General features: G+C 70.3%; 20 protein-coding genes. 17 read left to right on the top strand and 3 right to left on the bottom strand.

What is annotated here, in order from left to right; all coding sequences use genetic code 11:
• Positions 1-1,455: a MocR-like pyridoxine biosynthesis transcription factor PdxR gene (gene pdxR, locus C8K38_RS17170; protein WP_097212652.1), complete on the bottom strand. Its 1,455-nt coding sequence runs from the start codon at positions 1,453-1,455 to the stop codon at positions 1-3.
• A gap of 77 nt (positions 1,456-1,532) precedes the next feature.
• Between pdxR and C8K38_RS17175 the strand changes: the two genes are divergently transcribed.
• The 8 genes from C8K38_RS17175 to C8K38_RS17210 all read left to right on the top strand — a co-directional run bounded on the left by C8K38_RS17175 (position 1,533) and on the right by C8K38_RS17210 (position 10,770).
• Entirely contained in the window at positions 1,533-2,171 is a 639-nt protein-coding gene (locus C8K38_RS17175; RefSeq protein WP_097212653.1) for a pyridoxamine 5'-phosphate oxidase family protein, read from the top strand.
• Between the two features lie 308 nt (positions 2,172-2,479).
• Entirely contained in the window at positions 2,480-2,578 is a 99-nt protein-coding gene (kdpF, locus tag C8K38_RS17180; protein ID WP_099459055.1) for a K(+)-transporting ATPase subunit F, read from the top strand.
• 3 nt (positions 2,579-2,581) lie between these two features.
• Positions 2,582-4,282, top strand: coding sequence for a potassium-transporting ATPase subunit KdpA (kdpA, locus tag C8K38_RS17185; RefSeq protein ID WP_097212654.1), 1,701 nt, complete (start codon positions 2,582-2,584; stop codon positions 4,280-4,282).
• Entirely contained in the window at positions 4,279-6,390 is a 2,112-nt protein-coding gene (kdpB, locus tag C8K38_RS17190; protein ID WP_209925893.1) for a potassium-transporting ATPase subunit KdpB, read from the top strand. The genes kdpA and kdpB overlap by 4 nt, the downstream gene beginning before the upstream one ends.
• A gap of 6 nt (positions 6,391-6,396) precedes the next feature.
• Positions 6,397-7,029, top strand: a complete 633-nt coding sequence (locus tag C8K38_RS17195) for a potassium-transporting ATPase subunit C (protein ID WP_097212655.1) — start codon at positions 6,397-6,399, stop codon at positions 7,027-7,029.
• A gap of 26 nt (positions 7,030-7,055) precedes the next feature.
• A complete protein-coding gene (locus C8K38_RS17200; RefSeq protein WP_257017546.1) occupies positions 7,056-9,581 on the top strand; it encodes a sensor histidine kinase in 2,526 nt (841 codons plus the stop codon).
• On the top strand, positions 9,578-10,258 hold the full coding sequence (locus C8K38_RS17205) for a response regulator (protein WP_027499265.1): 681 nt from the start codon (positions 9,578-9,580) through the stop codon (positions 10,256-10,258). Before C8K38_RS17200 ends, C8K38_RS17205 begins: the two co-directional genes overlap by 4 nt.
• A gap of 56 nt (positions 10,259-10,314) precedes the next feature.
• Complete coding sequence (locus C8K38_RS17210; protein WP_097212656.1) at positions 10,315-10,770, top strand: OsmC family protein; 456 nt, start codon at positions 10,315-10,317, stop codon at positions 10,768-10,770.
• A 105-nt stretch (positions 10,771-10,875) separates the two neighbouring features.
• Here the strand turns inward: C8K38_RS17210 and C8K38_RS27755 are convergent, their stop codons facing one another.
• Positions 10,876-11,166, bottom strand: a complete 291-nt coding sequence (locus C8K38_RS27755) for a hypothetical protein (protein WP_245220881.1) — start codon at positions 11,164-11,166, stop codon at positions 10,876-10,878.
• 49 nt (positions 11,167-11,215) lie between these two features.
• Between C8K38_RS27755 and C8K38_RS27760 the strand changes: the two genes are divergently transcribed.
• The 6 genes from C8K38_RS27760 (at position 11,216) to C8K38_RS17240 (ending at position 15,520) form a co-directional block, all read left to right on the top strand.
• On the top strand, positions 11,216-12,028 hold the full coding sequence (locus tag C8K38_RS27760; RefSeq protein ID WP_257017547.1) for an SMP-30/gluconolactonase/LRE family protein: 813 nt from the start codon (positions 11,216-11,218) through the stop codon (positions 12,026-12,028).
• Positions 12,029-12,038: 10 nt separating this feature from the next.
• On the top strand, positions 12,039-12,323 hold the full coding sequence (locus C8K38_RS17220) for an acylphosphatase (protein WP_097212657.1): 285 nt from the start codon (positions 12,039-12,041) through the stop codon (positions 12,321-12,323).
• 148 nt (positions 12,324-12,471) lie between these two features.
• Positions 12,472-12,981, top strand: a complete 510-nt coding sequence (locus C8K38_RS17225) for a hypothetical protein (RefSeq protein ID WP_097212791.1) — start codon at positions 12,472-12,474, stop codon at positions 12,979-12,981.
• 1 nt (position 12,982) lies between these two features.
• Positions 12,983-14,149 (top strand): glutathionylspermidine synthase family protein, encoded by a 1,167-nt coding sequence (locus tag C8K38_RS17230; RefSeq protein WP_097212658.1) that lies wholly within the window; start codon positions 12,983-12,985, stop codon positions 14,147-14,149.
• Positions 14,150-14,190: 41 nt separating this feature from the next.
• Entirely contained in the window at positions 14,191-14,646 is a 456-nt protein-coding gene (locus C8K38_RS17235; protein ID WP_097212659.1) for a DUF350 domain-containing protein, read from the top strand.
• A gap of 37 nt (positions 14,647-14,683) precedes the next feature.
• Positions 14,684-15,520: an SDR family NAD(P)-dependent oxidoreductase gene (locus C8K38_RS17240; protein ID WP_097212660.1), complete on the top strand. Its 837-nt coding sequence runs from the start codon at positions 14,684-14,686 to the stop codon at positions 15,518-15,520.
• Between the two features lie 4 nt (positions 15,521-15,524).
• Here the strand turns inward: C8K38_RS17240 and C8K38_RS17245 are convergent, their stop codons facing one another.
• Positions 15,525-17,075, bottom strand: coding sequence for an APC family permease (locus tag C8K38_RS17245; protein WP_257017548.1), 1,551 nt, complete (start codon positions 17,073-17,075; stop codon positions 15,525-15,527).
• 78 nt (positions 17,076-17,153) lie between these two features.
• On the opposite strand from C8K38_RS17245, the gene C8K38_RS27995 reads away from it, so the two are divergent.
• The 3 genes from C8K38_RS27995 (at position 17,154) to ftsY (ending at position 23,154) form a co-directional block, all read left to right on the top strand.
• Entirely contained in the window at positions 17,154-18,014 is an 861-nt protein-coding gene (locus C8K38_RS27995; RefSeq protein WP_441346764.1) for a VOC family protein, read from the top strand.
• A gap of 11 nt (positions 18,015-18,025) precedes the next feature.
• Positions 18,026-21,643 (top strand): chromosome segregation protein SMC, encoded by a 3,618-nt coding sequence (smc, locus tag C8K38_RS17255; RefSeq protein WP_097212661.1) that lies wholly within the window; start codon positions 18,026-18,028, stop codon positions 21,641-21,643.
• Between the two features lie 83 nt (positions 21,644-21,726).
• Complete coding sequence (gene ftsY, locus C8K38_RS17260) at positions 21,727-23,154, top strand: signal recognition particle-docking protein FtsY (protein WP_097212662.1); 1,428 nt, start codon at positions 21,727-21,729, stop codon at positions 23,152-23,154.
• Positions 23,155-23,157: the final 3 nt, after the last annotated feature.

A 23,157-nucleotide genomic window follows, 5' to 3' on the forward strand; every position in this document is an offset into this window, starting at 1 on the left:
TCAGCGGGCGAGATGCCTGCCGACCACCTCCGCGATCGCACCGGCGACGGCGTCGGCCTGGGTCTCGGGTAACTGCGCGTATCCGAACATCAGGCCCCGTGGACCCGCCGCGTCGGTGCGGTAGGGACCCAGGCCGGGCACCGCGATGCCCCTGGTGCCGAGTTCGGTTGCGATGGCGTCGTCGTCGTCGTCGGCGTGGTCCGGCAGGCGCAGCACCACGTGCAGCCCGGCCTCGATGCCCGCGAGGTCGACCCCCGGCCGGTCCATCAGGGTTGGGCGGCTCCGGAGTGCACCGACCAGGGCGGCCCGCCGCGCCGAGTAGGTGCGCGAGGCCCGGGCGAGGTGCCGGGTCAGGGCGCCGGATTCGATGAAGTGGGCCAGTGCGAGTCCGGTGACCCCGCAGCAGTTCTCGCCGGTGCGGCGCAGCGATTCGTGCACCCGCTGGAGCAGGGCGGGCGGGGGGAGCAGCCAGGCAAGGCGGATCGAGGGCGAGAGGATCTTCGACGCGGTGCCGAGGTAGGCGACGTGCTCGCGTCCGCCCTCGATGCTGCGCAGGGCAGGCAGTGCGGAGACGTCGTAGCGGAACTCGCCGTCGTAGTCGTCCTCGATGATCAGCGTCCCGGAGGCGGCCGCCCGCCCCACCAGCCCGGCGCGACGGGCGACCGGCATCCGGGCGCCGAGCGGATACTGGTGCGCCGGAGTGCAATACACGGCGGCATCGGTCTCGCGGAGCGCCGCCGGGTCGAGACCGTCGGCATCGACCGCGATCGGCCGCGGGCGGGCCCCGGACAGCTCGAGTGTCCGGCGGGCGTTGCGGTACCCCGGCTCCTCGAAGGCGACGTCCCTGCCGGCCAGGTCCGCGGCCGCGGCGAGGGTGCGCAGCGCGGAGTCGACACCGGGGACGACCACCAGTTCGTCCGGGTGGGCGAGAATCCCGCGGGTGCGGCGCAGGTGCAGGGCCAGCGCGTGGCGCAGCACCGGATGGCCGGTCGAGCCGGGCGAGCGCGGGCGGATCGGTGCCGCCGCGGCCGCCCGCCAGGCGCGCCGCCAGTCGTCGGGGGAGATGAGGCCGGTGTCCGGGCAGCCCGGGGTGAGGTCCCAGGTCGGGGCTGTCGGTGTCGGTCCGGTGTCCGGGACCGGCGTCGGGCGGTCCGACACGTGGGAGCCGGCACCCGCGGCGGCCGCGGCATCGGCCCCAGGCGCGATCAGGGTCCCGGATCCCGGCCGCGCGCACGCATATCCGGCCGCGCAGAGTTCGTCGTAGGCCTCGACCACGCCTGCCCTGGACACGCCCAGCTCGGCGGCGAGCGCCCTGGTCGGCGGCAGTGCGTCGCCGGGGTGTAGCCGGCCGAGCCGGATCGCGTCGATGATCGCCTCCGAGATGCGGTGCCGGAGAGCGGCGCCGGTGGGAGGCAGCGTCAGCGTCAGTTGGACGTCGCGGGGGTGGCGGGCCATGCTCGGAGAATACTGGACTATGCAGATTGGCAATTCTGGACCTGTTGGCCGCGCCAGAATGTGACGAGGCTGGTGGGGTGGACACAATCACCAGGCACCCCGAACGCTCGATGCTCGACCGAACCCAGCTCGACGCCGTGCTCGATGCAGCGGTGGTGGGCACCCTCGCCACCGTCGTCGACGGCATGCCGTGGGCGGTTCCGATGCTCTATGCCAGGGACGGCGACCGGATCATTCTGCACGGGTCCACCGGCGCCGGGGCACTACGCCAGGTCGCGTCGGGCGCACCCGCCGCGCTCTGCGTTGCCCTGCTCGACGGAATCGTGGTGGCGGACAACCTCTTCAACTCCTCGGCCAACTACCGATCCGCCGTGGTGCGCGGGCACCTGATCGCGCTCACGCGGGATGAGTCCGCCGACGCGCTGAACGCACTCTCGGACGCCCTGATCCCGGGACGGAGTGCCGAGGTGCGCGGCCACACCAAGAAGGAGCTCGCGGCCACGCTGACCATCGCGTTGCCGATCAGCGCGGGCGGGTGGACGGTCAAGGTACGCAACGCCCCGCCGAGCGAACCCAACCGAGTCGGCGATGCCTGGGCGGGCGTCGTGCCGCTGCGGACCGTGGCGGGCGCACCGATTCCGGCGCCCTGGGTGGACGGGGACACCCCGGTGCCCGCGTCGGTCGGTCGGCTCGCGGGGGAGACCGCTGTCGTCTGACCGCCACGGAACTGTGCGCGCGTTGTACCCCTGTTGGGGTGCGACGCGCGCACAGGCGCAAGCGCGTAAAGAAGGCGTCAACAGCCCAGGTGGCGGCGTTAGCGAGCCGTAAGGAAGTCCCTATTCGCCCTCGTCCGGGAGCACGCTGCACTGTGCCCGAAAACGGGGACGGCGCACGCCGATGGACGGCGCGCGTGAGACTTTCGAAAAGGAACTGTCATGGCTGATCTGGCCTACGTGGCGCTCATCATCGGCACCTTCGGCCTCTGCGCGCTGGTGCTGCGCGGGTTGCAGACAAAGCGTGCGCAGTGACCGCCGGCGGGACGCTCAGCGTCATCCTGATCGCCATCGCGGCGGCCCTCGTGATCTACCTGCTGATCGCGCTTCTTGACCCCGAGAGGTTCTGACACATGAATCCCGCGCTTGCTGCGGGACTGCAGATAGCACTGGTGATCGCCGTGCTAGCGATTCTGTATGTCCCCGTCGGTGACTACATGGCCAAGGTCTACACCACCGACACCGATCTCCGCTCAGGGGATCTGCGCATCGAGACGGTCCTGTACCGGCTCTGCCGTATCAACGCCCGCACCGACCAGACCTGGTACGGCTACGCCGGGAGCCTGCTCGGCTTCTCGGCCGCGAGCGTGCTGTTCCTCTACTTCCTGCAGCGCGTCCAGGGCGTGCTGCCGCTCAGCGGTGACCTGTCCGGGGTGAGCCCGGCGATGGCCTTCAACACCGCCGCATCGTTCGTGGCGAACACCAACTGGCAGTCCTACGCGCCCGAGACCACGATGACCAACCTGACCCAGCCGCTCGGCCTGGCCGTGCAGAACTTCGTGTCCGCGGCGGTCGGTATGGCGGTCGCGGCAGCGCTGATCCGCGGCTTCGTCCGTGTCTCCCGCGGCGGCGAGATCGGCAACTTCTGGGTGGACCTGACCCGTGGCTGCATTCGGATCCTGCTCCCGATCTCGTTCGTCATCGCGCTGATCCTGTTGAGCCAGGGCGTGATCCAGTCCTTCGATTCCGGTTTCTCCTCGACCGGCCTCGACGGGAACTCCGTCACCAACGCGCTCGCGCCGGTGGCCTCGCAGGAGGCCATCAAGGAACTGGGCACCAACGGTGGCGGCATCCTCGCGGCGAACTCGGCGCACCCGTTCGAGAATCCGACTCCGCTGAGCAATATCGTCGAGATCATCGCGATCCTGCTCATCCCGGTGTCGCTCACCCGCACCTTCGGCACCATGGTCGGCGATCGCAAGCAGGGCCTGACCCTGCTGGCCGTCATGGGCCTCCTCTGGGCCGGCCTGCTCGCCGTGACCCTCGCCGCCGAGTCCGGCCAGCGTGGCGTCGCCGCCACCGCGGCAGGCGCCATGATGGAGGGCAAGGAGGTCCGATTCGGGATCCCCAGCACCGCGCTGTTCGCGGTCAGCACCACCGGAACCTCCACCGGCGCGGTCAATTCCGCGCACGACAGCATGTCGCCGCTCGGCGGCGGCGCGGTGATGCTCAACATGCTGCTCGGTGAGATCGCACCCGGCGGCGTCGGCACCGGCCTGTACGGCATCCTCGTGTTGGCGCTGATCGCCGTGTTCGTCGGCGGACTGCTCGTCGGCCGCACCCCCGAGTATCTGGGCAAGAAGCTGGGGCAGCGGGAGATCACGCTGGCGGCGCTCTCGGTGCTCGTGATGCCGGCACTGGTGCTCATCGGCACCGGTATCACCGTGATCCTGTCGTCCACCACCGGATATCAGGGCAACAGCGGCGATCCGGGCACGCCCGGATCCATCCACGGGTTCTCCGAGGTCCTCTACGCGTTCGCTTCGGCCTCGAACAACAACGGCAGCGCCTTCGGCGGCCTGACCGTGACGAGCGACTGGTTCCAGTCCTCGCTCGGCGTCTGCATGCTGCTCGGACGATTCCTGCCGATCATCTTCGTCCTCGCGCTCGCCGGATCCCTGGCGTCGCAGAAGAAGACGGCGCCGGGCGCAGGCACCCTGCCCACCGCGGGCCCGATGTTCGCCGGACTCCTCACCGGCACCGTCGTCCTGGTCGCCGCGCTGACATTCTTCCCGGCCCTGGCTCTGGGCCCGATCGCGGAGGCTCTGCAATGAGTGTGAACACAACCGTACGACCCGACGTCACCCCGCGATCCGGGGAAGGCGCGGGGGACGACCAGCACCACCAGCATCGGGTGCAGGGCGGGATCTTCAGCCCGAAGCAACTGCTCACGGCGCTGCCCGGTGCGGTCCGCAAGCTCGACCCGCGTCACCTCGCGCGCAACCCGGTCATGTTCGTGGTGCTCGTCGGCTCGGTGGTCACCACGGTGATGGCGATCGCCGACCCGTCGGTGTTTTCCTGGGTGGTCGCGGCCTGGCTGTGGTTCACCGTGCTCTTCGCGAACCTGGCCGAATCCGTCGCAGAGGGGCGCGGAAAGGCTCAGGCGGCAAGCCTGCGGAAGGTCAAGCAGGACACCACCGCTCACCGCATCACCGCCGGTGGTGCCATCGAGTCGATCCCGGGCGCTGACCTGGTGGTCGGCGATCGGGTGGTCGTGGTCGCGGGCGAGGTGATCCCCGGTGACGGCGACGTCGTCGAGGGCATCGCCACCGTGGACGAGTCGGCCATCACCGGCGAATCCGCGCCCGTGGTCCGCGAGTCCGGCGGCGACCGCTGCGCGGTGACCGGCGGCACCATCGTGCTGTCCGACCGGATCGTCGTCGAGATCACCGCGGCGCCGGGCCACTCGTTCGTGGACCGGATGATCGCCCTGGTCGAGGGCGCCGCGCGGCAGAAGACGCCCAACGAGATCGCCCTGAACATCCTGCTGGCCTCGCTGACCATCATCTTCATGCTGGCCGTGGTCGCCATCGGGCCGATGGGCATGTACGCGGGCCAGGAGCAGGACCCGATCAAGCTGATCGCGCTCCTCGTCTGTCTCATCCCGACGACCATCGGCGCGCTGCTCTCGGCCATCGGCATCGCGGGCATGGATCGACTGGTGCAACGCAACGTGCTGGCCATGTCGGGCCGCGCGGTCGAGGCGGCGGGCGACATCGACACGCTGCTGATGGACAAGACCGGCACCATCACCTACGGCAACCGCAGGGCCACCGCCCTGCATCCCGCTCCCGGGGTCACCGCGGGGGAACTCGCGGCAGCCGCCCGGCTGTCCAGCCTGGCGGACGGCACGCCGGAGGGCCGCAGCATCGTGGAGCTGTGCGCCAGGGACTTCGGGCTCGACCCGGACCCGTCCGAGGCGGAGAAGCTCGGCGAGTTCGTGCCGTTCACGGCTCAGACCCGGATGAGCGGACTCGACCTCAACGGATCGCAGATCCGCAAGGGCGCAAGCGACGCAGCGCTGTCCTGGGTGCGGACGCAGGGCGGCGGTGCGGCCCCTGCCGTCACCGACACGGTCAACGAGATCGCCCAGGTCGGCGGCACGCCGCTCGTGGTGGCCGTGGTCGAGGCGGGGAGCCCGAGGGTGCTCGGTGTCATCGAGCTCTCCGACGTGGTCAAGCCGGGCATCGCCGAGCGGTTCGCCGAGCTGCGGGCCATGGGCATCCGTACCGTCATGATCACCGGCGACAACCCGTTGACCGCCAAGGCGATCGCCGCCGAGGCAGGTGTGGACGACTTCATGGCCGAGGCGACCCCGGAGGACAAGCTCGAGCTGATCCGCAAGGAGCAGCGGGGTGGACGTCTGGTCGCGATGACCGGTGACGGCACGAACGATGCGCCCGCGCTGGCACAGGCCGACGTCGGCGTCGCGATGAACACCGGTACCTCCGCGGCCAAGGAGGCCGGGAACATGGTGGACCTTGACTCGGATCCCACCAAGCTCATCGAGGTGGTGGAGATCGGCAAGCAGCTCCTCATCACCCGTGGAGCGCTGACCACGTTCTCGCTCGCCAACGACCTGGCGAAGTATTTCGCCATCCTGCCCGCGCTGTTCAGCGGCATCTACCCGCAGCTGGACACGCTGAACATCATGCGCCTGGCGACGCCGCAGTCGGCGATCGTGTCGGCGGTGATCTTCAACGCGTTGGTGATCGTGGCGCTGATCCCGTTGGCGCTCAAGGGCGTGCGCTACCGGCCGTCCTCGGCCTCGCAGTTGCTGGGCCGAAACCTGCTGATCTATGGCCTCGGTGGTGTGATCACGCCGTTCATCGGCATCTGGCTGATCGACCTCGTCGTCCGACTTATTCCTGGGATTGGGTGAGCTTGAATGCGATTCACTATCGGTTTCGTGAAGCAGGTGTGGGCCGGCCTGCTGGTCCTGCTCGCGCTCACCGCGATCCTCGGGGTGATCTATCCCGCCGCGGTGTGGGGGGTGGGCCGGATCAGCTCCGGATCCGCGGAGGGCTCGCCGGTGCGTGACAGCAACGGTTGCGTGGTCGGCAGTCGCTGGGTCGGGGTGGACCCGCAGGTGGAGTCCGGTGCGCCGGATCCGTTCTTCCACAACAGGGTCACCGGTTCGGTCGCCGATGAGGACCCGTTTGCGCCGGGCGACCCGGCGACGGCCCTGCCGACCAACCAGGGCCCCAGCAGCGAGATCCTGGCGTCGTTCATCACCGAGCGTCGCACGGCGATCGCCGAGCGGGAGGGCGTGCGCCCCGATCAGGTTCCCGTCGACGCGGTGACCGGATCCGGGTCCGGCATCGACCCGCATATCAGTCCCGCCTACGCCGCGATCCAGGTGCCCCGGGTTGCCGAGGCGAACGGGCTCGGCGAGGAGCGGGTCCGCCAGCTCGTGGACGAGAACACCGAGGGCCGCCGGCTCGGGCTGCTCGGCGAGGAACGGGTGAACGTGCTCGAACTGAATCTCGCACTGGGCTTGACCGCGCCTTCCTGCGGTTGACGTGCGCACTGGTGGATGATGACGGAGTGAGCAGTACGGGTTCCTGGGACGGGTGCAAGCGCGGTGAGCTGCGCATCTATCTGGGCGCCGCCCCCGGGGTGGGCAAGACGTTCGCGATGCTCGGCGAGGCCCATCGCCGTCGCGAACGAGGCACCGATGTGGTCGCGGCCGTGGTGGAGACCCACGGCCGCGCCCGCACGGCCGCACAGATCGGCGATCTCGAGGTGGTGCCGCCGAAGCTGATCGACTACCGCGGCACCACGATGGGCGAACTGGACGTGGATGCGGTGCTCCGCCGCAGGCCGGCGCTGGTGCTGGTGGACGAGCTCGCCCACACCAACACTCCCGGCAGCCGCAACGAGAAGAGGTGGCAGGACGTCGAGGAGGTGCTCGCCGCGGGCATCGACGTGCTCAGCACGCTCAACGTGCAGCACCTCGAGAGCCTCAACGACGTCGTCCAGCAGATCACCGGGGTGACACAAAGGGAGACCGTTCCCGACGCGGTCGTGCGCGCGGCCACCCAGGTCGAGCTGGTGGACGTGACCCCGGAGGCGCTGCGCCGCAGGCTCTCCCACGGAAACATCTATGCCGCGGAGAAGGTGGACGCGGCATTGAGCAACTATTTCCGTCGCGGCAACCTCACCGCGTTGCGGGAGCTCTCGCTGCTGTGGGTCGCCGACCAGGTGGATGCGGCGCTCGCGAAGTACCGTGCGGAGAACAAGATCACCGACACCTGGGAGGCCAGGGAGCGGGTGGTGGTGGCCGTCACCGGGGGACCGGAGTCGGAGACCCTGGTGCGCCGGGCCGGCCGGATCGCCTCGAAGTCCAGTGCCGAGCTCATCGTCGTGCACGTGGTGCGCGGCGACGGGCTGGCCGGGGTGTCCGCGCCGGAGATGGGCAAGGTGCGCAAGCTGGCGACCAGCATCGGCGCGAGCCTGCACAGCGTGGTCGGCGACGATGTGCCGTCGACCCTGCTCGAGTTCGCGCGCGCGGCCAACGCGACCCAGCTGGTGCTGGGGACCTCCAGGCGGTCGCGCTGGGCCCGCATCCTCGACGAGGGCATCGGCGCGGCCGTCGTGCAGCAGTCCGGCTCGATCGACGTGCACATGGTCACCCACGGTGAGTCGAGCACGCCACGCAGGCTGACCCCGGTCGGAACCCGTTCGCGCAAGATCCTGGCCTGGGTCGCCGCGGTCCTGGTGCCCTCGGCGGCCGCGCTGGTCATGGGAGCGGTCGACCGGCACCTCGGCTGGGGGGGCGAGAGCGCGCTGTTCTTCATCGTCGTGCTCCTCGTCGCCCTGCTCGGCGGCGTGGCGCCCGCGGCACTGTCCGCGCTGATCTCGGGCCTGCTGCTCAACTACTTCTTCACCCCGCCGGTGCGTAGCTTCACGATCGCCGAGCCGGACAACTTCATCACCACGGTGGTGCTGTTGGTGATCGCCGTCGCCGTGGCCGTGCTGGTGGACGCCGCCGCGAAGCGGGCAAGGGAGGCGCGCCGGGCGTCGAAGGAGGCGGAACTGCTCGCCCTGTTCGCCGGGTCGGTGCTGCGTGGGGCGGACCTCCCCGCACTGCTGGAGAAGGTGCGGGAGACCTACGCCCAACAGTCGGTGAGCATGATCCGCCGCGAGCACGGGGTGGTGAGCTCGGTGGGACCGGCCCCGCTCACGACGGTCGACGAGGCCGACACCGTGTGCGAGGTCAACGACGGCGAGTACGCGCTGGCCCTGCGGGGCGGCGAACTGCACGCGCGCGACCGACGGGTTCTGCTGGCCGTAGCGAATCAGGCGGTGGGGTTGATCCGGCAGAGCGAGCTCGCCGAGGAGGCCAGCCAGGCGAAGGCTCTCGCGGAGGCGGACCGGCTGCGACGCTCGCTGTTGTCCGCGGTGAGCCACGACCTGCGGACGCCGCTGGCGGCGGTCAAGGCCGCGGTCTCGAGCCTGCGCAGCGACGACGTGGAGTTCTCGCCGGAGGACACCGCGGAACTGCTTGCCACGGTGGAAGAGTCGGCCGACCAACTGACCAATCTGGTGGGTAACCTGCTCGACTCCTCGCGGCTGGCGGCGGGCGTGGTGCGCCCGACCCTGCGCCCGGTCTACCTGGAAGAGGTGGTCCATCGCGCGCTGGTCGGCGTCGGGATCGGCGCGCCGGGAATCGGCCGGGCTGGACCGGACCGGGTGAAGGTCGAGGTCGGCGGCAACGCGGTGATGGCGGACAGCGGACTGCTCGAGCGGGTACTGGCGAACCTGGTGGACAACGCGCTCCGGTACGCACCCGACTCGATGGTGCGGATTGCCGCGGCTCCGGTGAAGGACCGGGTGCTGATCACGGTTGCGGACACCGGCCCGGGCATCGCCCGAGGTGCGGAGGATCAGATCTTCGACTCGTTCCAACGCCTCGGCGACCGAGACATGTCCACCGGGGTCGGCCTTGGGTTGTCGGTGGTGCGCGGTTTCGTCGAGGCGATGGGGGGAAGCGTCAGCGCCACGGATACACCGGGCGGTGGGCTGACAATGGTGGTGGACTTGGCTGGGATCGGGAAGGTGACTGTGTGACACGGGTGCTGGTGATCGACGACGAACCGCAGATCCTGCGGGCGCTGCGGATCAATCTGAGCGTGCGGGGCTACGAGGTGACCACGGCGGCGACCGGGGCGGCGGCGCTGCGGGCCGCCGCCGAGAAGCACCCCGAGGTGATCGTGCTCGACCTGGGTCTGCCGGACATGGACGGCATCGAGGTGCTGGCCGGGCTCCGCGGCTGGTCCACCGCCCCCGTGATCGTGCTCTCCGCGCGCACCGACTCGGCCGACAAGGTGGAGGCCCTCGACGCGGGCGCCGACGACTACGTCACCAAGCCCTTCGGCATGGACGAGTTCCTGGCACGCCTGAGGGCCGCGGTACGGCGGCACTCCGCGGCCACCGATGTGGGCGAGCCGGTGGTGGTGACCGAGTCGTTCACCGTCGACCTGGCCGCGAAGCGGGTGATCAAGGACGAGCGCGAGGTGCATCTGACGCCCACCGAGTGGGGGATGCTGGAGATGCTGGTGCGCAACAAGGGCAAGCTGGTCGGGCAGAAGGAATTGCTGCGCGAGGTGTGGGGCCCGTCGTACGCCACCGAAACCCACTACCTGCGTGTGTATCTCGCGCAGCTGCGCCGCAAGCTGGAGCGGGATCCCTCGCAGCCCAAGCATCTGATCACCGAATCCGGGATGGGGTACCGCTTCCAGGTGTAGCCGAGTGGCGCCATGTCGGCTGCGGAGCCGACCGCGGCGGATGGCAGGATTCGGGTATGGCTGATCAGACTTCCGCTAGTACCCCCGCCCAGCCGGCCGCGTCCACCGAGTTGTGGGTCGAGCGCACCGGGACGCGCCGCTACACGGGCCGCAGCTCGCGCGGCGCGGAGGTGCTGATCGGGTCGGAGAGCGTCGACGGCGTGTTCACCCCCGGTGAGCTGCTCAAGATCGCGCTGGCCGCCTGCACCGGCATGAGCTCGGACCTGCCGCTCTCGCGCAGGCTCGGGGACAACTACGACGCGACAGTCCGGGTGTCGGGCGCGGCGGACCGTGAGAACGAGGTGTACCCGCGGCTGGACGAGGTTCTCGAGGTCGATCTCAGCGAACTCGACGCCGAGGCGCAGGAGCGTTTGCTCACTGTTGCGCTCAAATCCGTGGACAAGGTGTGCACGGTCGGACGTACCCTGAAAAATGGCACCGTGGTGAACCTGACGGTTGAAACTGATTCGTGATCAAATAGGCGCCATGTTGCTCTCTCGTGTTGCGATGGTCGGTGCCCTGGTGGCAACCGGCGCGATCGTGGGTGCCCCGATCGCCGTCGCCCAGCCCGCTCCCGTTCAGCCTGCTCCGACTCCCGCGGAGCCCGCGGCCACGACGACGCCCACTGTCGCGCCGCCCTTCTCGCTGCCCGGCCTGACCTCGCCGTTGCCCGGAGTTGCCGCGCCGACCACGACGGCCGCACCCGTCGCGTCGACCACGACGGCCGCGCCCGCCGTCGCGCCGACCACCTCCGCCGCACCTGCGGCCGCGACGCCCGCCACCGCGGCGCCGACCGCGGCGCCGGTGACGTCGACGCCCGCGAGCTCGGCACCCGCGCCCGCCGCCGCGACCACGACGCCGTCCGTCACCACGACCACCGCTGCCGCGCAGTCGTGTACGCCGTGGACGGCGAGCGAGGTGGCCAGCGGATTCGGGATGCTGGAGAACCTGGCGTTCGACGGCCGCGGAAAGATGCTGCTGTCCGAGGGCACCCTGTTCGGCGACGGAGCCATCCGCACGCTGTCCCCCGGAGGCAAGACCGGCACACTGGTCTCGGACTTCACCGGGCCGGGCGGCATCGTCGTCAGCGGTGACAACATCCTGTTCACCACCGGGAACAACGCGATGGCCGGCCTGTCGAACAGCAAGAACGGCACCGTCGAGTCCCTCGACCTGGACACCGGCGAGCAGACCACCGTGGCCAAGGGGCTGACTATGCCGAACGGGCTGGCCAAGCTGGCGAACGGTGACCTGCTGGTCACCAGGAACCTCGGGTCCGACCAGGGTCTGACCCGAATTCCGGCAGCACAGCCGGGCACCCCGGCGTCGGTGCGTACCGACCTGGGCTCCGCCAACGGCCTCGCCGTGTCCGCGGACGGCGCAACTGTCTACGTCGGCAACACCTTTGACTCGAACACCGAGATCCGGGAGCTGAACGCGACCGATCTCAAGGGCGCGGTCCACACCATGAAGGTCGCGGGATCCGGTTCGTCGAACGCGGGCGACGACCTCACCGTCGGGGCCGACGGCAACATCTACATGGCGCTCAACGGCGCGGGCAAGGTGGTTCGGCTCGACCCCACCACCGGCTCCACCTGCGAGATCGGCTCCGATCTGCCGCTGACGAGCTCCGTCCGGTTCGGATCCGGCCCCGGCTGGGATCCGGCGGCGTTGTACACCACCAGCTTTGACGGCAGCGTGCACAAGCTCGTGCCGCCGAAGAGCAGCTGAGCGGGCTCCGATGCGCCCACCGGAACCGGTGCGCCTGACCGCCTGGGTACACGGGTCGGTTCAGGGCGTGGGGTTTCGGTGGTGGACGCGGTCGAGGGCGCTCGAACTCGGCCTCGTTGGACATGCCACCAACCGCCCGGACGGTCGGGTGCTGGTGATCGCCGAGGGGCCCCGGCCGCAGTGCGAGCTGCTGCTGGAGCTGCTCCGGTCCGGCTCGACGCCCGGCCGGGTCGATCTCGTGGTGGAGAGCTGGTCGGACGCCGCGGGAAACCTCACCGGTTTCGACGAACGCTAACCTCGGTGCGATGACGTCACAGGATGGGGAGGGACGAGTGGGACCGGATCAGGGCGGACCGGACGACAGGAACGGGGCAGGCGAGACCGGCGGTACGGACGGGTCCGGCGCAGGCGACGAGGCCGCGCAGGCTCCCGGCGGCGGCCGGATACGGCGTCAGGAACCCGGCAGCACCGTGCCCCGTCCGCCGACGGTCGGCGAGGCGCGCGCCAGGGACAAGGCCCGCAAGGACCGCGCCGAGCAGGAGCGGCTGGCCGCCGAGGCCGAGGCCAAGGCCGAGGAACGCCGACGCAAGCGGAAGAAGGGCCTGATCGGCGGCGTCGCGGTGGTCGGCGTGGTCGGACTGGTCGCGCTCGGATACACCGCGCTGTCCTCGGACGAGGTCCAGGCCACCTGCATCGACCCGAACACCGAGGTCGAGGTCGACGAGTCGTACTGCACGACCGGGACGCCCGGCACCGGCGGCATGGCGGGCATGTTCATCTTCGCGGGCTCGCCGTACCGCTACTACTACGGCGGCAGCGCGGGCGGCGTCGGCACGAAGGTGACCGGCGGCACCGTCGTCACACCCAAGGGCACCACCATCACCACCAAGTCCGGTACCACGATTCAACGCGGCGGGTTCGGCAGCAAGTCGACCGGCAGCGGCGGGAGCTGACGTGCGCAGAGTTCGATCCACCCCGCGTCCGGGGTGGCAGAAGATAGTCGAATCCCAGGGCCTGGTGTACGGCACCCCGGCTCGTCTCGGCGATGGCACCGCCCGCCCCTACTGGGACGAGTCGGTGCACTACGAGTTCGATATGGACGAGATCCTGGCGATCGAGGCGGATGTCGAACTGCTGCACTCGATGTGCCTCAACGCGGTCGAGCATGTGATCCTCACCGAACGGTTCGCGGACTTCGGTCTGCCGGAATGGACCTGGGGCCCGATCGCCGAGTCCTGGCGTCGCGGCGACCCGCACGTCTACGGTCGATTCGACCTCCGCTATGACGGTCGCCGTCCCGCGAAGCTGCTCGAGTACAACGCGGACACACCGACCACCCTGCTCGAAGCGTCCATCCTGCAATGGCATTGGCTCAAGGACACTCACCCCGACGACGACCAGTGGAACTCGCTGCACGAGGCGCTGGTCGAGCGGTGGGGAGCGATCCGCGACCGGCTGCCCGGCCACGAGGCGCATTTCTCCTGGTCGTCGGCGGATGCCAGCGGCGAGGACAACATCACCGTCGCGTACCTGCAGGAGACAGCGGCGGAGGCGGGCCTGAACACCGTTGCGCTCGCGATCGAGGAGATCGGCTACGACGAGGACCTGCACCGGTTCGTCGACCTCGAAGAGGCGCCGATCTCGACCCTGTTCAAGCTGTACCCCTGGGAGTGGGTGCTCGACGACGACTTCGGGAAGAAGGCGCTCGCGCTGCTCCCGGAGACGATGTGGGTCGAGCCGCTCTGGAAGACGTTGTTGAGCAACAAGGCGATCCTGGCGGTGCTGTGGGGCATGTATCCCGGGCACCCGAACCTGTTGCCCGCCTATCTCGACGACCCGCACGAGCTCACCGAGTACGTGCGCAAGCCCAGGCTCGGCCGGGAGGGCGCGAACATCTCGGTGGTGGGCGCGGGCATGGAGACGACCACCGGCGGCATCTACGGCGACGAGGGCTTCGTCTACCAATTGCTCGATCCGCTACCGGAATTCGACGGCATGCGCCCGGCTCTCGGCGCCTGGATCGTCGGCGACACGGCCGCCGGTCTCGGCATCCGCGAGACCTCCGGGCTGATCACCGATGACGGCGCGGCCTTCGTGCCGCACCGGATTCCGCAGCCGTGACCGCACCCTGGAACCCGATGCATACCGAAACGGAGCGATTGATGACGACTGAGGTGCTGGCCCTGAGTAGCGATTACTGGTCCGATCTGGGCAGGGGCGTCTCCGCGATCGCGCTGTACGCGATCGTCGGTCTGCTGCTGATGGTCCTCGGCTTCTACGCCATCGACTGGACCACGCCCGGCCACCTGCGAACGCTGGTGCGCGAGGGCAGGCCCAATGCCGCGATCGTGACGTCGGCGGGCATGGTGAGCATGGCGCTGATCATCGTGCTGGCGATCTACGCCTCCTCCGGCCGACTGGTCGAGGGCCTGATCTACACGCTCGTCTTCGGGCTGTTGGGGATTGTCGCGCAGGTGTTCTCGGTGCGATTCATCGAGCTCGTCACCGGCATCGACATCGGCGAGGTGTTGGCCGAGGAGCGCTTCACCCCCGAGGTGCTCGTCGTCGCGGCCGCGCATCTCGCGCTCGGTCTGATCGTCGCGGTCGCCATCCTGTAGCGTCCCCGCTCCCACGGGCCGGGAGTAGGTTGGCGGCATGAGTGAATTCCTCGGACGTGTCGCGGTCGTCACCGGCGCAGGCTCCGGCATGGGGCGAACCCTCGCACTCGGTCTGGCTCGCCGCGGGGCGCGACTGGCGGTGTCCGACGTCGACACGGAGGGGCTCGCCGCGACCGTCGGGCTGCTCGAGGGACTGGGTGCCGACGTGAGGTCGGACCGGCTCGACGTGTCCGAGCGCGAATCGGTTCTGCACTATGCCGACGCCGTCGTCGAGCATTTCGGCGTCGTCAACCAGGTCTACAACAATGCGGGCATCGCCTTTTCCGGCTCCATCCTCGAGTCCGAGTTCAAGGACATCGAGCGCGTCCTCGACGTCGACTACTGGGGAGTCGTCAACGGCACCAAGGCGTTCCTGCCGCACCTCATCGCGTCGGGCGACGGCCACGTGATCAACACGTCCAGCCTCTACGGCATCCTCGCCCTGCCCCGCCAGAGCGCCTACAACTCCGCGAAGTTCGCGGTGCGCGGGTTCACCGAGTCGTTGCGGCTGGAGATGTTCGCGGGTGGGCACCCCGTGCGCGTCACGTGCGTGCACCCGGGCGGCGTCAAGACCAACGTCGCCAACAACGCAGGGCACGCGGGCCCGACGAAGGACGAGGCCGAGACCGCGCTCTACAACGAGAAGCTGCTGAGGATGAGCCCGGAGAAGGCGGCGGAGATCATCCTCGACGGCGTCGCGAAGAACCGGGCCCGCGTCCTCGTCGGCAACGATGCCCGCGGCCTGGACCTCATGGTGCGCGTTCTCGGTTCGTGGTACCAGCGGCCCATGCTCGAGGTGCTCAAGCGGGTCATGCCGTCCACGAAGCGCACCTGACGCCTCAGACGGCCGGCTCGCGGTCGCGGGCCTCGGGTTCGGGGAGTCGGCGTTCGATGATCTCGCCGTCGAAGAACCGGCGATCGCGGCTGCGCCACCACCACATCAGCGGCAGGCCAAGCAGCATCGATCCCACACCGAGGATGAACACACCGCCGATCTGCCAGTGCGGGGCGAAGGGCAGCGTCCAACTGGTCTCGCCGTAGTCCGAGGCGAACGAGGTCACCGCCGTCCAGGCGGCGGAGAACAGCAGCATCGCGCCGCCGAGGAGCGGGAGGATGCCTCGCATCCACAGCTCGCGCGGACCGTCGCGCAGGGTGTCCCGGTACAGCCACGCACAGGACACACCGGTGATGCCGTAGTAGAAGCCGACGGCGATCCCGATCGCGGAGACCGAGTCGAAGATCAGGTTGCCCGCGGACACGAAGTTGAACGCGATGTAGAGGCCGGCGGACACCGCGCCCATCGCGAGGGTGGACACCGTCGGTGTCAGGAACCGGGGGTGCACCTTCGCGAAGCTGTCCGGCAGCGCCTTGAAGACGCCCATCGACAGGGTGGTGCGGGCCGTCGGCAGGATGGTGGTCTGCGTCGACGCGATCGCCGACGTCAGGATCATCAGCAGCAGGACGTGCACCAGGATCTGCCCGAGCATGCTCTCGCCGAACACCGCGGTCCCGAGCGCGGCGAAGATGTCGTCCACGTGTTCGGGGTTGGCCAGCCCGGTTCCCTCCTCGCCGATCCCGGCGAAGGACTGCGCCGCGACGGTGACGAGCACGTACAGGGCGACCAGCACGATCGTGGAGATCACCGCCGAGCGGCCCGGCGTGCGCCGCTTGTCGACGGTCTCCTCGTTGACCGAGACCACCGAGTCCCAGCCCCAGTAGATGAACACCATCAGCAGGATCGCGTTGACGAACGTCGAGAAGGATCCGATCTCGAACGGGTTGAACCAGCTCCACTGCGGGGTCAGGGCCGCGGCACCCGCATTGCCCAGCCACACGCGGATCAGGGCGACCACCGCGAACAGCACCAGCGCGACGAACTCGATCGTCAGCAGCACCGACTGGAAGCGTGCCGAGATGTCGATGCCGCGAAAGCACAGGTAGGTCATGGCGACCATGAACGCCACCCCGAGCAGCAGCACCCAGACGCTGGTGGCGTCGCGGCCGATCCCCTCCGCGCCGAACAGCAGGAAGGTGTACTGGCCCGCGACCTGGGCCATGCTCGCCATCACCAGCACGTCCGCGACGACGATCGCCCAGCCGGCCATCCACCCCCAGGACGGGCCGAACGCGCGGGTGGCCCAGACGAAGGTGGTGCCGCAATCCGGGTCGGCGCGGTTGAGCTCCTTGTAGCCGAACGCGGCGAACAGGATCGGGACGAACGCGAGCAACGCGACCACCGGGGCCTGCAGCCCGACAGCCGCGACGACGAGGCCGAGGGTGGCGGCGATGCTGTAGGCGGGGCCGGCGGAGGCCACCCCGATCACCACGCTGGAGGTCAGGCTCAGGGCCCCCGCCCTGAGCCCCTTGGAACTGGTCACATCATCGATCACTCGGGGGAGAGTAATGCAGGGTCCGTGTCGGCGCCGAAGGCTAGCGTCGACGGCGTACCCGACAGTTGAGGAGTAGCGATGAGCGCCGTCACGACGAACCAACCGCTTGGCACCCCCACCTGGATCGACCTGGGCATCCCCGACCTGGATCGGGCGATGTCGTTCTACGGGCAGGTCTTCGGCTGGGAATTCGACATCGGCCCCGAAGAGGCCGGGCGGTACACGATGTGTCTGTTGCGGGGGAAGAAGGTCGCCGCGCTGATGCCGAACCCCGAGGAGAACGCGACCGAGTTCTGGTGGAACGTCTACCTGGCCACCGACGACCTGGATGTCACCGTCGCGCGATCCAGGGACGCGGGCGGTGTCGTGCTGGTCGATCCGATGGACGTGATGGGGCAGGGTCGGATGGCGATCGTGCGAGACCCCTCGGGCGGACAGTTCGGGCTGTGGCAGGGGCAGGCACACGTCGGCTGCGAGTTGGTGAACGAGCCGAACACGCTGCTGCGCAACGATCTGGTGACGCCGGACCCCGGCCCGGCGCGCGACTTCTACGCCGCGGTGTTCGACTTCACGCTGGACGGGAACGAGGACCTGCCGGGCATGGACTTCACGTTTCTGCGCAGGCCGGACGGGCACGAGATCGGCGGCATCATGGGCGACCCGGCGGCACCCGCATGCCTGGGGCACGCTGTTCCAGGTCACCGATGCCGACGTGGCCGTGGCCGCCGCGCGAGCGGCGGGAGGCGCCGCGGACGACCCGACCGACATGCCCTACGGGCGGACCGCGGAGATCACCGACCCGTTCGGCGCCAGGTTCACCGTTGGTTCCCCGGCCCAGGGCGCATCGGGGTAGGGGCCTCACCCCTGCCGCGGGCGAAGGCCCAGGTCTTCGCCCCGGCACGGCGTTCAATGGCCGATTCGGTCGGTGCGGTGCAGTAACGTCATTCGCCATGCATCTCAAGAGTCTGACGCTGAAGGGGTTCAAGTCCTTCGCGTCCGCGACGACTCTGCGGTTCGAACCGGGCATCACCTGCGTGGTGGGACCGAACGGGTCCGGCAAGTCGAACATTCTCGACGCCCTCACCTGGGTGATGGGCGAGCAGGGCGCGAAGGCGCTGCGCGGCGGCAAGATGGAAGACGTCATCTTCGCCGGCACCTCCGGCCGGCCCCCGCTCGGCCGCGCCGAGGTGACGCTCACCATCGACAACTCCGACGGCGCGCTGCCGATCGAGTACTCCGAGGTCTCGATCACCCGGCGGATGTTCCGCGACGGCGCGGGCGAGTACGAGATCAACGGCAGCTCGTGCCGGTTGATGGACGTCCAGGAGCTGCTCAGCGACTCCGGTATCGGCCGGGAGATGCACGTCATCGTCGGTCAGGGCCGCCTGGCCGCCATCCTGGAGTCCCGCCCGGAGGACCGCCGCGCGTTCATCGAGGAGGCCGCGGGCGTCCTCAAGCACCGCAAGCGCAAGGAAAAGGCCGTCCGCAAGCTGGACTCCATGCAGGCCAACCTCGCCCGCCTGACCGACCTCACGACCGAACTGCGTCGTCAGCTCAAGCCGCTGAGCAGGCAGGCCGAGGTCGCGCGCCGCGCGCAGACCGTGCAGGCCGACCTGCGCGACGCCCGGCTTCGGTTGGTGGCCGACGACCTGGTCACCCGGCGGGCCGAGCTGGCATCGCAGTCCCAGGACGAGGCGATGGCCCGAGCCCAGCAGGAGCACGTCCAGACCGAGCTCGAGGCGGCGTCCGCGGAGCTCGGCGCCCACGAGCAGGCCCTGGCCAGGCTGACCCCGAGCGCCGAGGCAGCCGGGCAGACGTGGTTTCAGCTCTCCGCGCTGGCCGAGCGGGTCAACGCCACGATCAGGATCGCCGCCGAACGTGCCCGCCACCTCGACAGCGCACCCACCTCGAGCCGCGGGCAGGACCCCGACCAGCTCGAGGCGCAGGCCGAACGCGTCGCGGCGGAGGAGGCGGAGCTGGTGGCCGCGGTCGAGATGGCCAGGGCCACCCTCGATGCGGCGAAGGACACCCTGACCGAGTACGAGGAGGCCTCCGCCGCCGCCGAGCGGGCGCACATGGCCGCCGTCCGGGCCATCGCCGACCGTCGCGAGGGCCTGGCCCGGCTCTCCGGCCAGGTGGACACCCTCCGCAGCCGCGCGGACTCCGTCGACGCCGAGGTGGCGCGACTGACGCTGGCGATCGAGGACGCGCGCGCCCGCGGCGATGCGGCACAGGCGGAATTCGAAGGCGTGCAGGCGCAGATCGGCGATCTCGACGAGGGCGAACTCGGGCTCGACACCCAGAACGAACGCGCCGTCGCCGCGCTCGAGGCGGCCACCGCCCGGGTCACCGAACTGCAGGACGCCGAGCGGGCCGCCGGCCAGGAGGTCGCCTCGCTGCGGGCCAGGATCGAGGCGCTCTCGATCGGACTGCAGCAGAAGGACGGCGCCGCCTGGCTGATCGAACATCGCTCCGGTGAGGGATTGATCGGCCCGCTCGCCGGGATGCTCCGCATCCGGCACGGCTACGAGGTCGCGATCGCCGCCGCGCTCGGGCCCGCCGCCGATGCCATCGCGGCCCAGACGGTGGCGGCCGCGCGCTCGGCCGTCGCTGCACTCAAGGAGGCCGACGGCGGCCGGGCCGCACTGGTGGTCCGGGACGGCACCCAGGCGTCGCCGCGGGAAGAAGCCCCGCTGCCGGGATCCGCGCTGCGCGCCCTCGACCTGGTCGAACACCCCGACAACCTGCGCGGGGCGCTGAGCGCGCTGCTCGGCGAGGTGGCCGTCGTGGACACTCTGGAGGAGGCCGCGGACCTCGTCGCCGGACGACCCGGCCTGCGGGCGGTCACCAGGGACGGTGACCTCCTCGGATCCGGCTGGATGACCGGCGGCTCCGATCGGCGACCCTCCACCCTCGAGGTGCAGTCGGCCATCGACGCGTCCACGGCGGGCCTCGCGGACGCCGAGCGCCGTGCGGACGAGCTCTCCGCCGCGTTGTCGGGGGCCACCACCGAACGCGAGCACCGCGCCGAGTCCGCCGAGCAGACCCTGGCCGCGCTCAACGAGTCCGACGCCGCCCTGTCGGCGATCTACGAGCAGCTCGGCAGGCTCGGCCAGGTGGCCCGCGCCGCGCACGCCGAGTCCGAGCGGCTGGCAGGCCAGCGCACCGCGGCGGAGACGGGCCGTGAGGACGCGGTCGCGTCGCTGCGCGAGCTGGAGGATCGCCTGGCGCTGGCCCAGCAGGAGCAGTCGCTGGACAGCGATCCGGCGGCCGGGGACCCCAGCAACGGCGAGCGCGAGGCCGCGGCCGCGGCGCTCGCCGAGGTGCGGTCCGTGGAGATGGAAGCGCGCCTGACGCTGCGGACGGCCGAGGAACGGGCGGAATCCGTTCGCGGCAAGGCGGATTCGCTTCGGCGCGCGGCGCAGGTGGAACGCGAGGCACGGGCCCGCGCCGAACGGGCGATGGCCGCGCGGCAGAACGCGGCCGCGGTCGCCGCCGCCGTCGCGGAGTCCGGCAGGCGGGTGGCGGCTCACCTGGAGGAGGTGGTCGCGGCGGCGGTGGCGCACCGCGACGAGCTGACCCGGCAACGCACCGAACGCACACAGCAACTGGAGACGGTCAAGGAGCGGGTGCGGCAGTACACCGGACAGCTGACCGCGCTCACCGACGCCGTGCACCGCGACGAGGTGGCCCGGGCGCAGGCCGCGCTGCGGATCGAGCAGCTCGAGCAGACCATCTCCGAGCAGCACGGTATCGGCCTGGACGACCTCGTCGCGGAGTACGGACCCGACGTGCCGCTGCCGCCGTCGGCCCTGGAGATGGCCGAGTACGAGCAGGCGCGCGAGCGGGGCGAACAGGTGGTGGCGCCCGCGCCGATGCCCTACGACCGGGACACCCAGGAGCGGCGGGCCAAGCGGGCCGAGCGAGATCTCGCGACCCTTGGCAAGGTCAATCCGCTTGCGCTGGAGGAGTTCGCGGCGCTGGAGGAGCGCTACAACTTCCTGTCCACCCAGCTCGAGGACGTCAAGACCGCGCGCAAGGACCTGCTCGGGGTGGTCGCCGACGTCGACACCCGGATCCTGCAGGTGTTCACCGAGGCATGGGAGGACGTCGAGCGCGAGTTCGTCGGGGTCTTCGCGAAACTGTTCCCCGGCGGCGAGGGCAGGCTGGTGCTGACCGACCCGTCCGACATGCTCACCACCGGCATCGAGGTCGAGGCGCGTCCGCCCGGCAAGAAGGTCAAGCGCCTCTCGCTGCTCTCCGGTGGCGAGAAGTCGCTGACCGCGGTGGCGATGCTGGTGGCGATCTTCCGCGCCCGTCCGTCCCCCTTCTATGTGATGGACGAGGTCGAGGCCGCCCTCGACGACACCAACCTCCGGCGCCTGATCGGCCTGTTCGAGCAGCTGCGCGAGAAGTCGCAGCTGATCGTCATCACGCACCAGAAGCCGACCATGGAGGTGGCCGACGCGTTGTACGGCGTCAGCATGCGCGGTGACGGCATCACGCAGGTCATCTCGCAGCGCATGCGGGGGCAGAACCTGGCCGTTCCCCAGCCGGTCGCGGAGTGATGCGCTGCGCGTCGATCGCTCGCTGACCGGGTGATCTCCCGTCGCCTCTCTGCGCCGGATCGGTGCCTGAAAGGATGGGGGGCGTGACTACCGGAGCTTGGATCGCAATCGCGGCCGTCGTGGCCGTCCTTCTCGTCGCGCTCGTCGTGGGCTGGGCGCTGTACCGGAGGCGGCGGGTCAGCCTGCAGCCCACCCAGCCGGCGCCCGGTGAACTGGGGGAGACGAAGGACCGTTCGGGCGGGTACAAGCCCGCGAGCGGGATCAGCTTCAGCCAGGGTGCGACGGCCACCGCGCCGCCCGTGTCCCGGCCGACCCCGCCGCAGGCGCCGCCGGTGACGCCGCCGGTCGAGGAACCGGTCACGGAGGTGCTGCCCGTCGAGACTGCGCCCGTCGAGCCCGCGCCGCCCGTCGAGGCTGCGCCGGTCGAGCCCCCGCCGGCCCCCGTCGAGGAAGTCCCCGTCGAGGAGGCTCCGGAGGTCGCTCCCGCTCCGCCGGCCCCCGCCGCGCCCGCCCCGGTCGAGCCGGCCCCCGTCGAGGAGGCGCCTGCGGCCGCTCCGGCCCCTGCCGTTCCCGCCCCGGTGGAGGAGATCGAACCGACCGCGGGACGGCTCGACCGGCTGCGCGGCCGGCTCTCGCGCTCGCAGTCCGCGGTCGGCAAGAGCCTGCTGGGTCTGCTCGGCGGCGGCGACCTGGACGAGGACTCGTGGGAGGAGATCGAGGACACTCTGCTGATCGCGGACCTCGGTAGCGCCACCACCGAGCAGATCATGACCCGACTGCGCTCCGAGCTGGCGGCGGGCAGCGTCAAGTCCGAGGCCGACGCCCGAGCCCTGCTGCGCACCGTCCTGATCGAGGCCCTGCACCCCGAGTTCGACCGCTCTATCAAGGCGCTGCCCCACGATTCGACCCCCGGCGTCCTGCTGGTCGTCGGAGTCAACGGCACCGGCAAGACCACGAGCACCGGCAAGCTGGCGCGTGTGCTCGTCGCGGACGGTCGCCGGGTGTTGCTCGGCGCCGCCGACACCTTCCGCGCGGCCGCCGCCGACCAGCTGCAGACCTGGGCCGAGCGGGTGGGCGCCGAGGTGGTGCGTGGTCCCGAGGGCGGTGACCCCGCCGCGATCGCGTTCGACTCGGTGACCAAGGGCATCGAGACCGGTGTGGACGTGGTGATCGTCGACACCGCAGGCCGGCTGCACACCAAGACCGGGCTGATGGACGAGCTCGGCAAGGTCAAGCGCGTGGTGGAGAAGCGCGCCGTCGTCGACGAGGTGCTGTTGGTGCTCGACGCCACCGTCGGCCAGAACGGCCTGATGCAGGCCCGGGTGTTCGCGGAGGTCGTTGACATCACCGGAGTGGTGCTGACCAAGCTCGACGGCACGGCGAAGGGCGGCATCGTCTTCCAGGTGCAGCACGAGCTGGGGGTGCCGGTGAAGCTCGTCGGGCTGGGGGAGGGCGCGGACGACCTCGCGCCGTTCGAGCCGGGCGCCTTCGTGGACGCGCTGCTGGGCTGACCC

The sequence above is a fragment of the Rhodococcus sp. OK611 genome (genome assembly GCF_003050885.1).
In the GTDB taxonomy this organism is placed as follows: domain Bacteria; phylum Actinomycetota; class Actinomycetes; order Mycobacteriales; family Mycobacteriaceae; genus Rhodococcus_G; species Rhodococcus_G oryzae.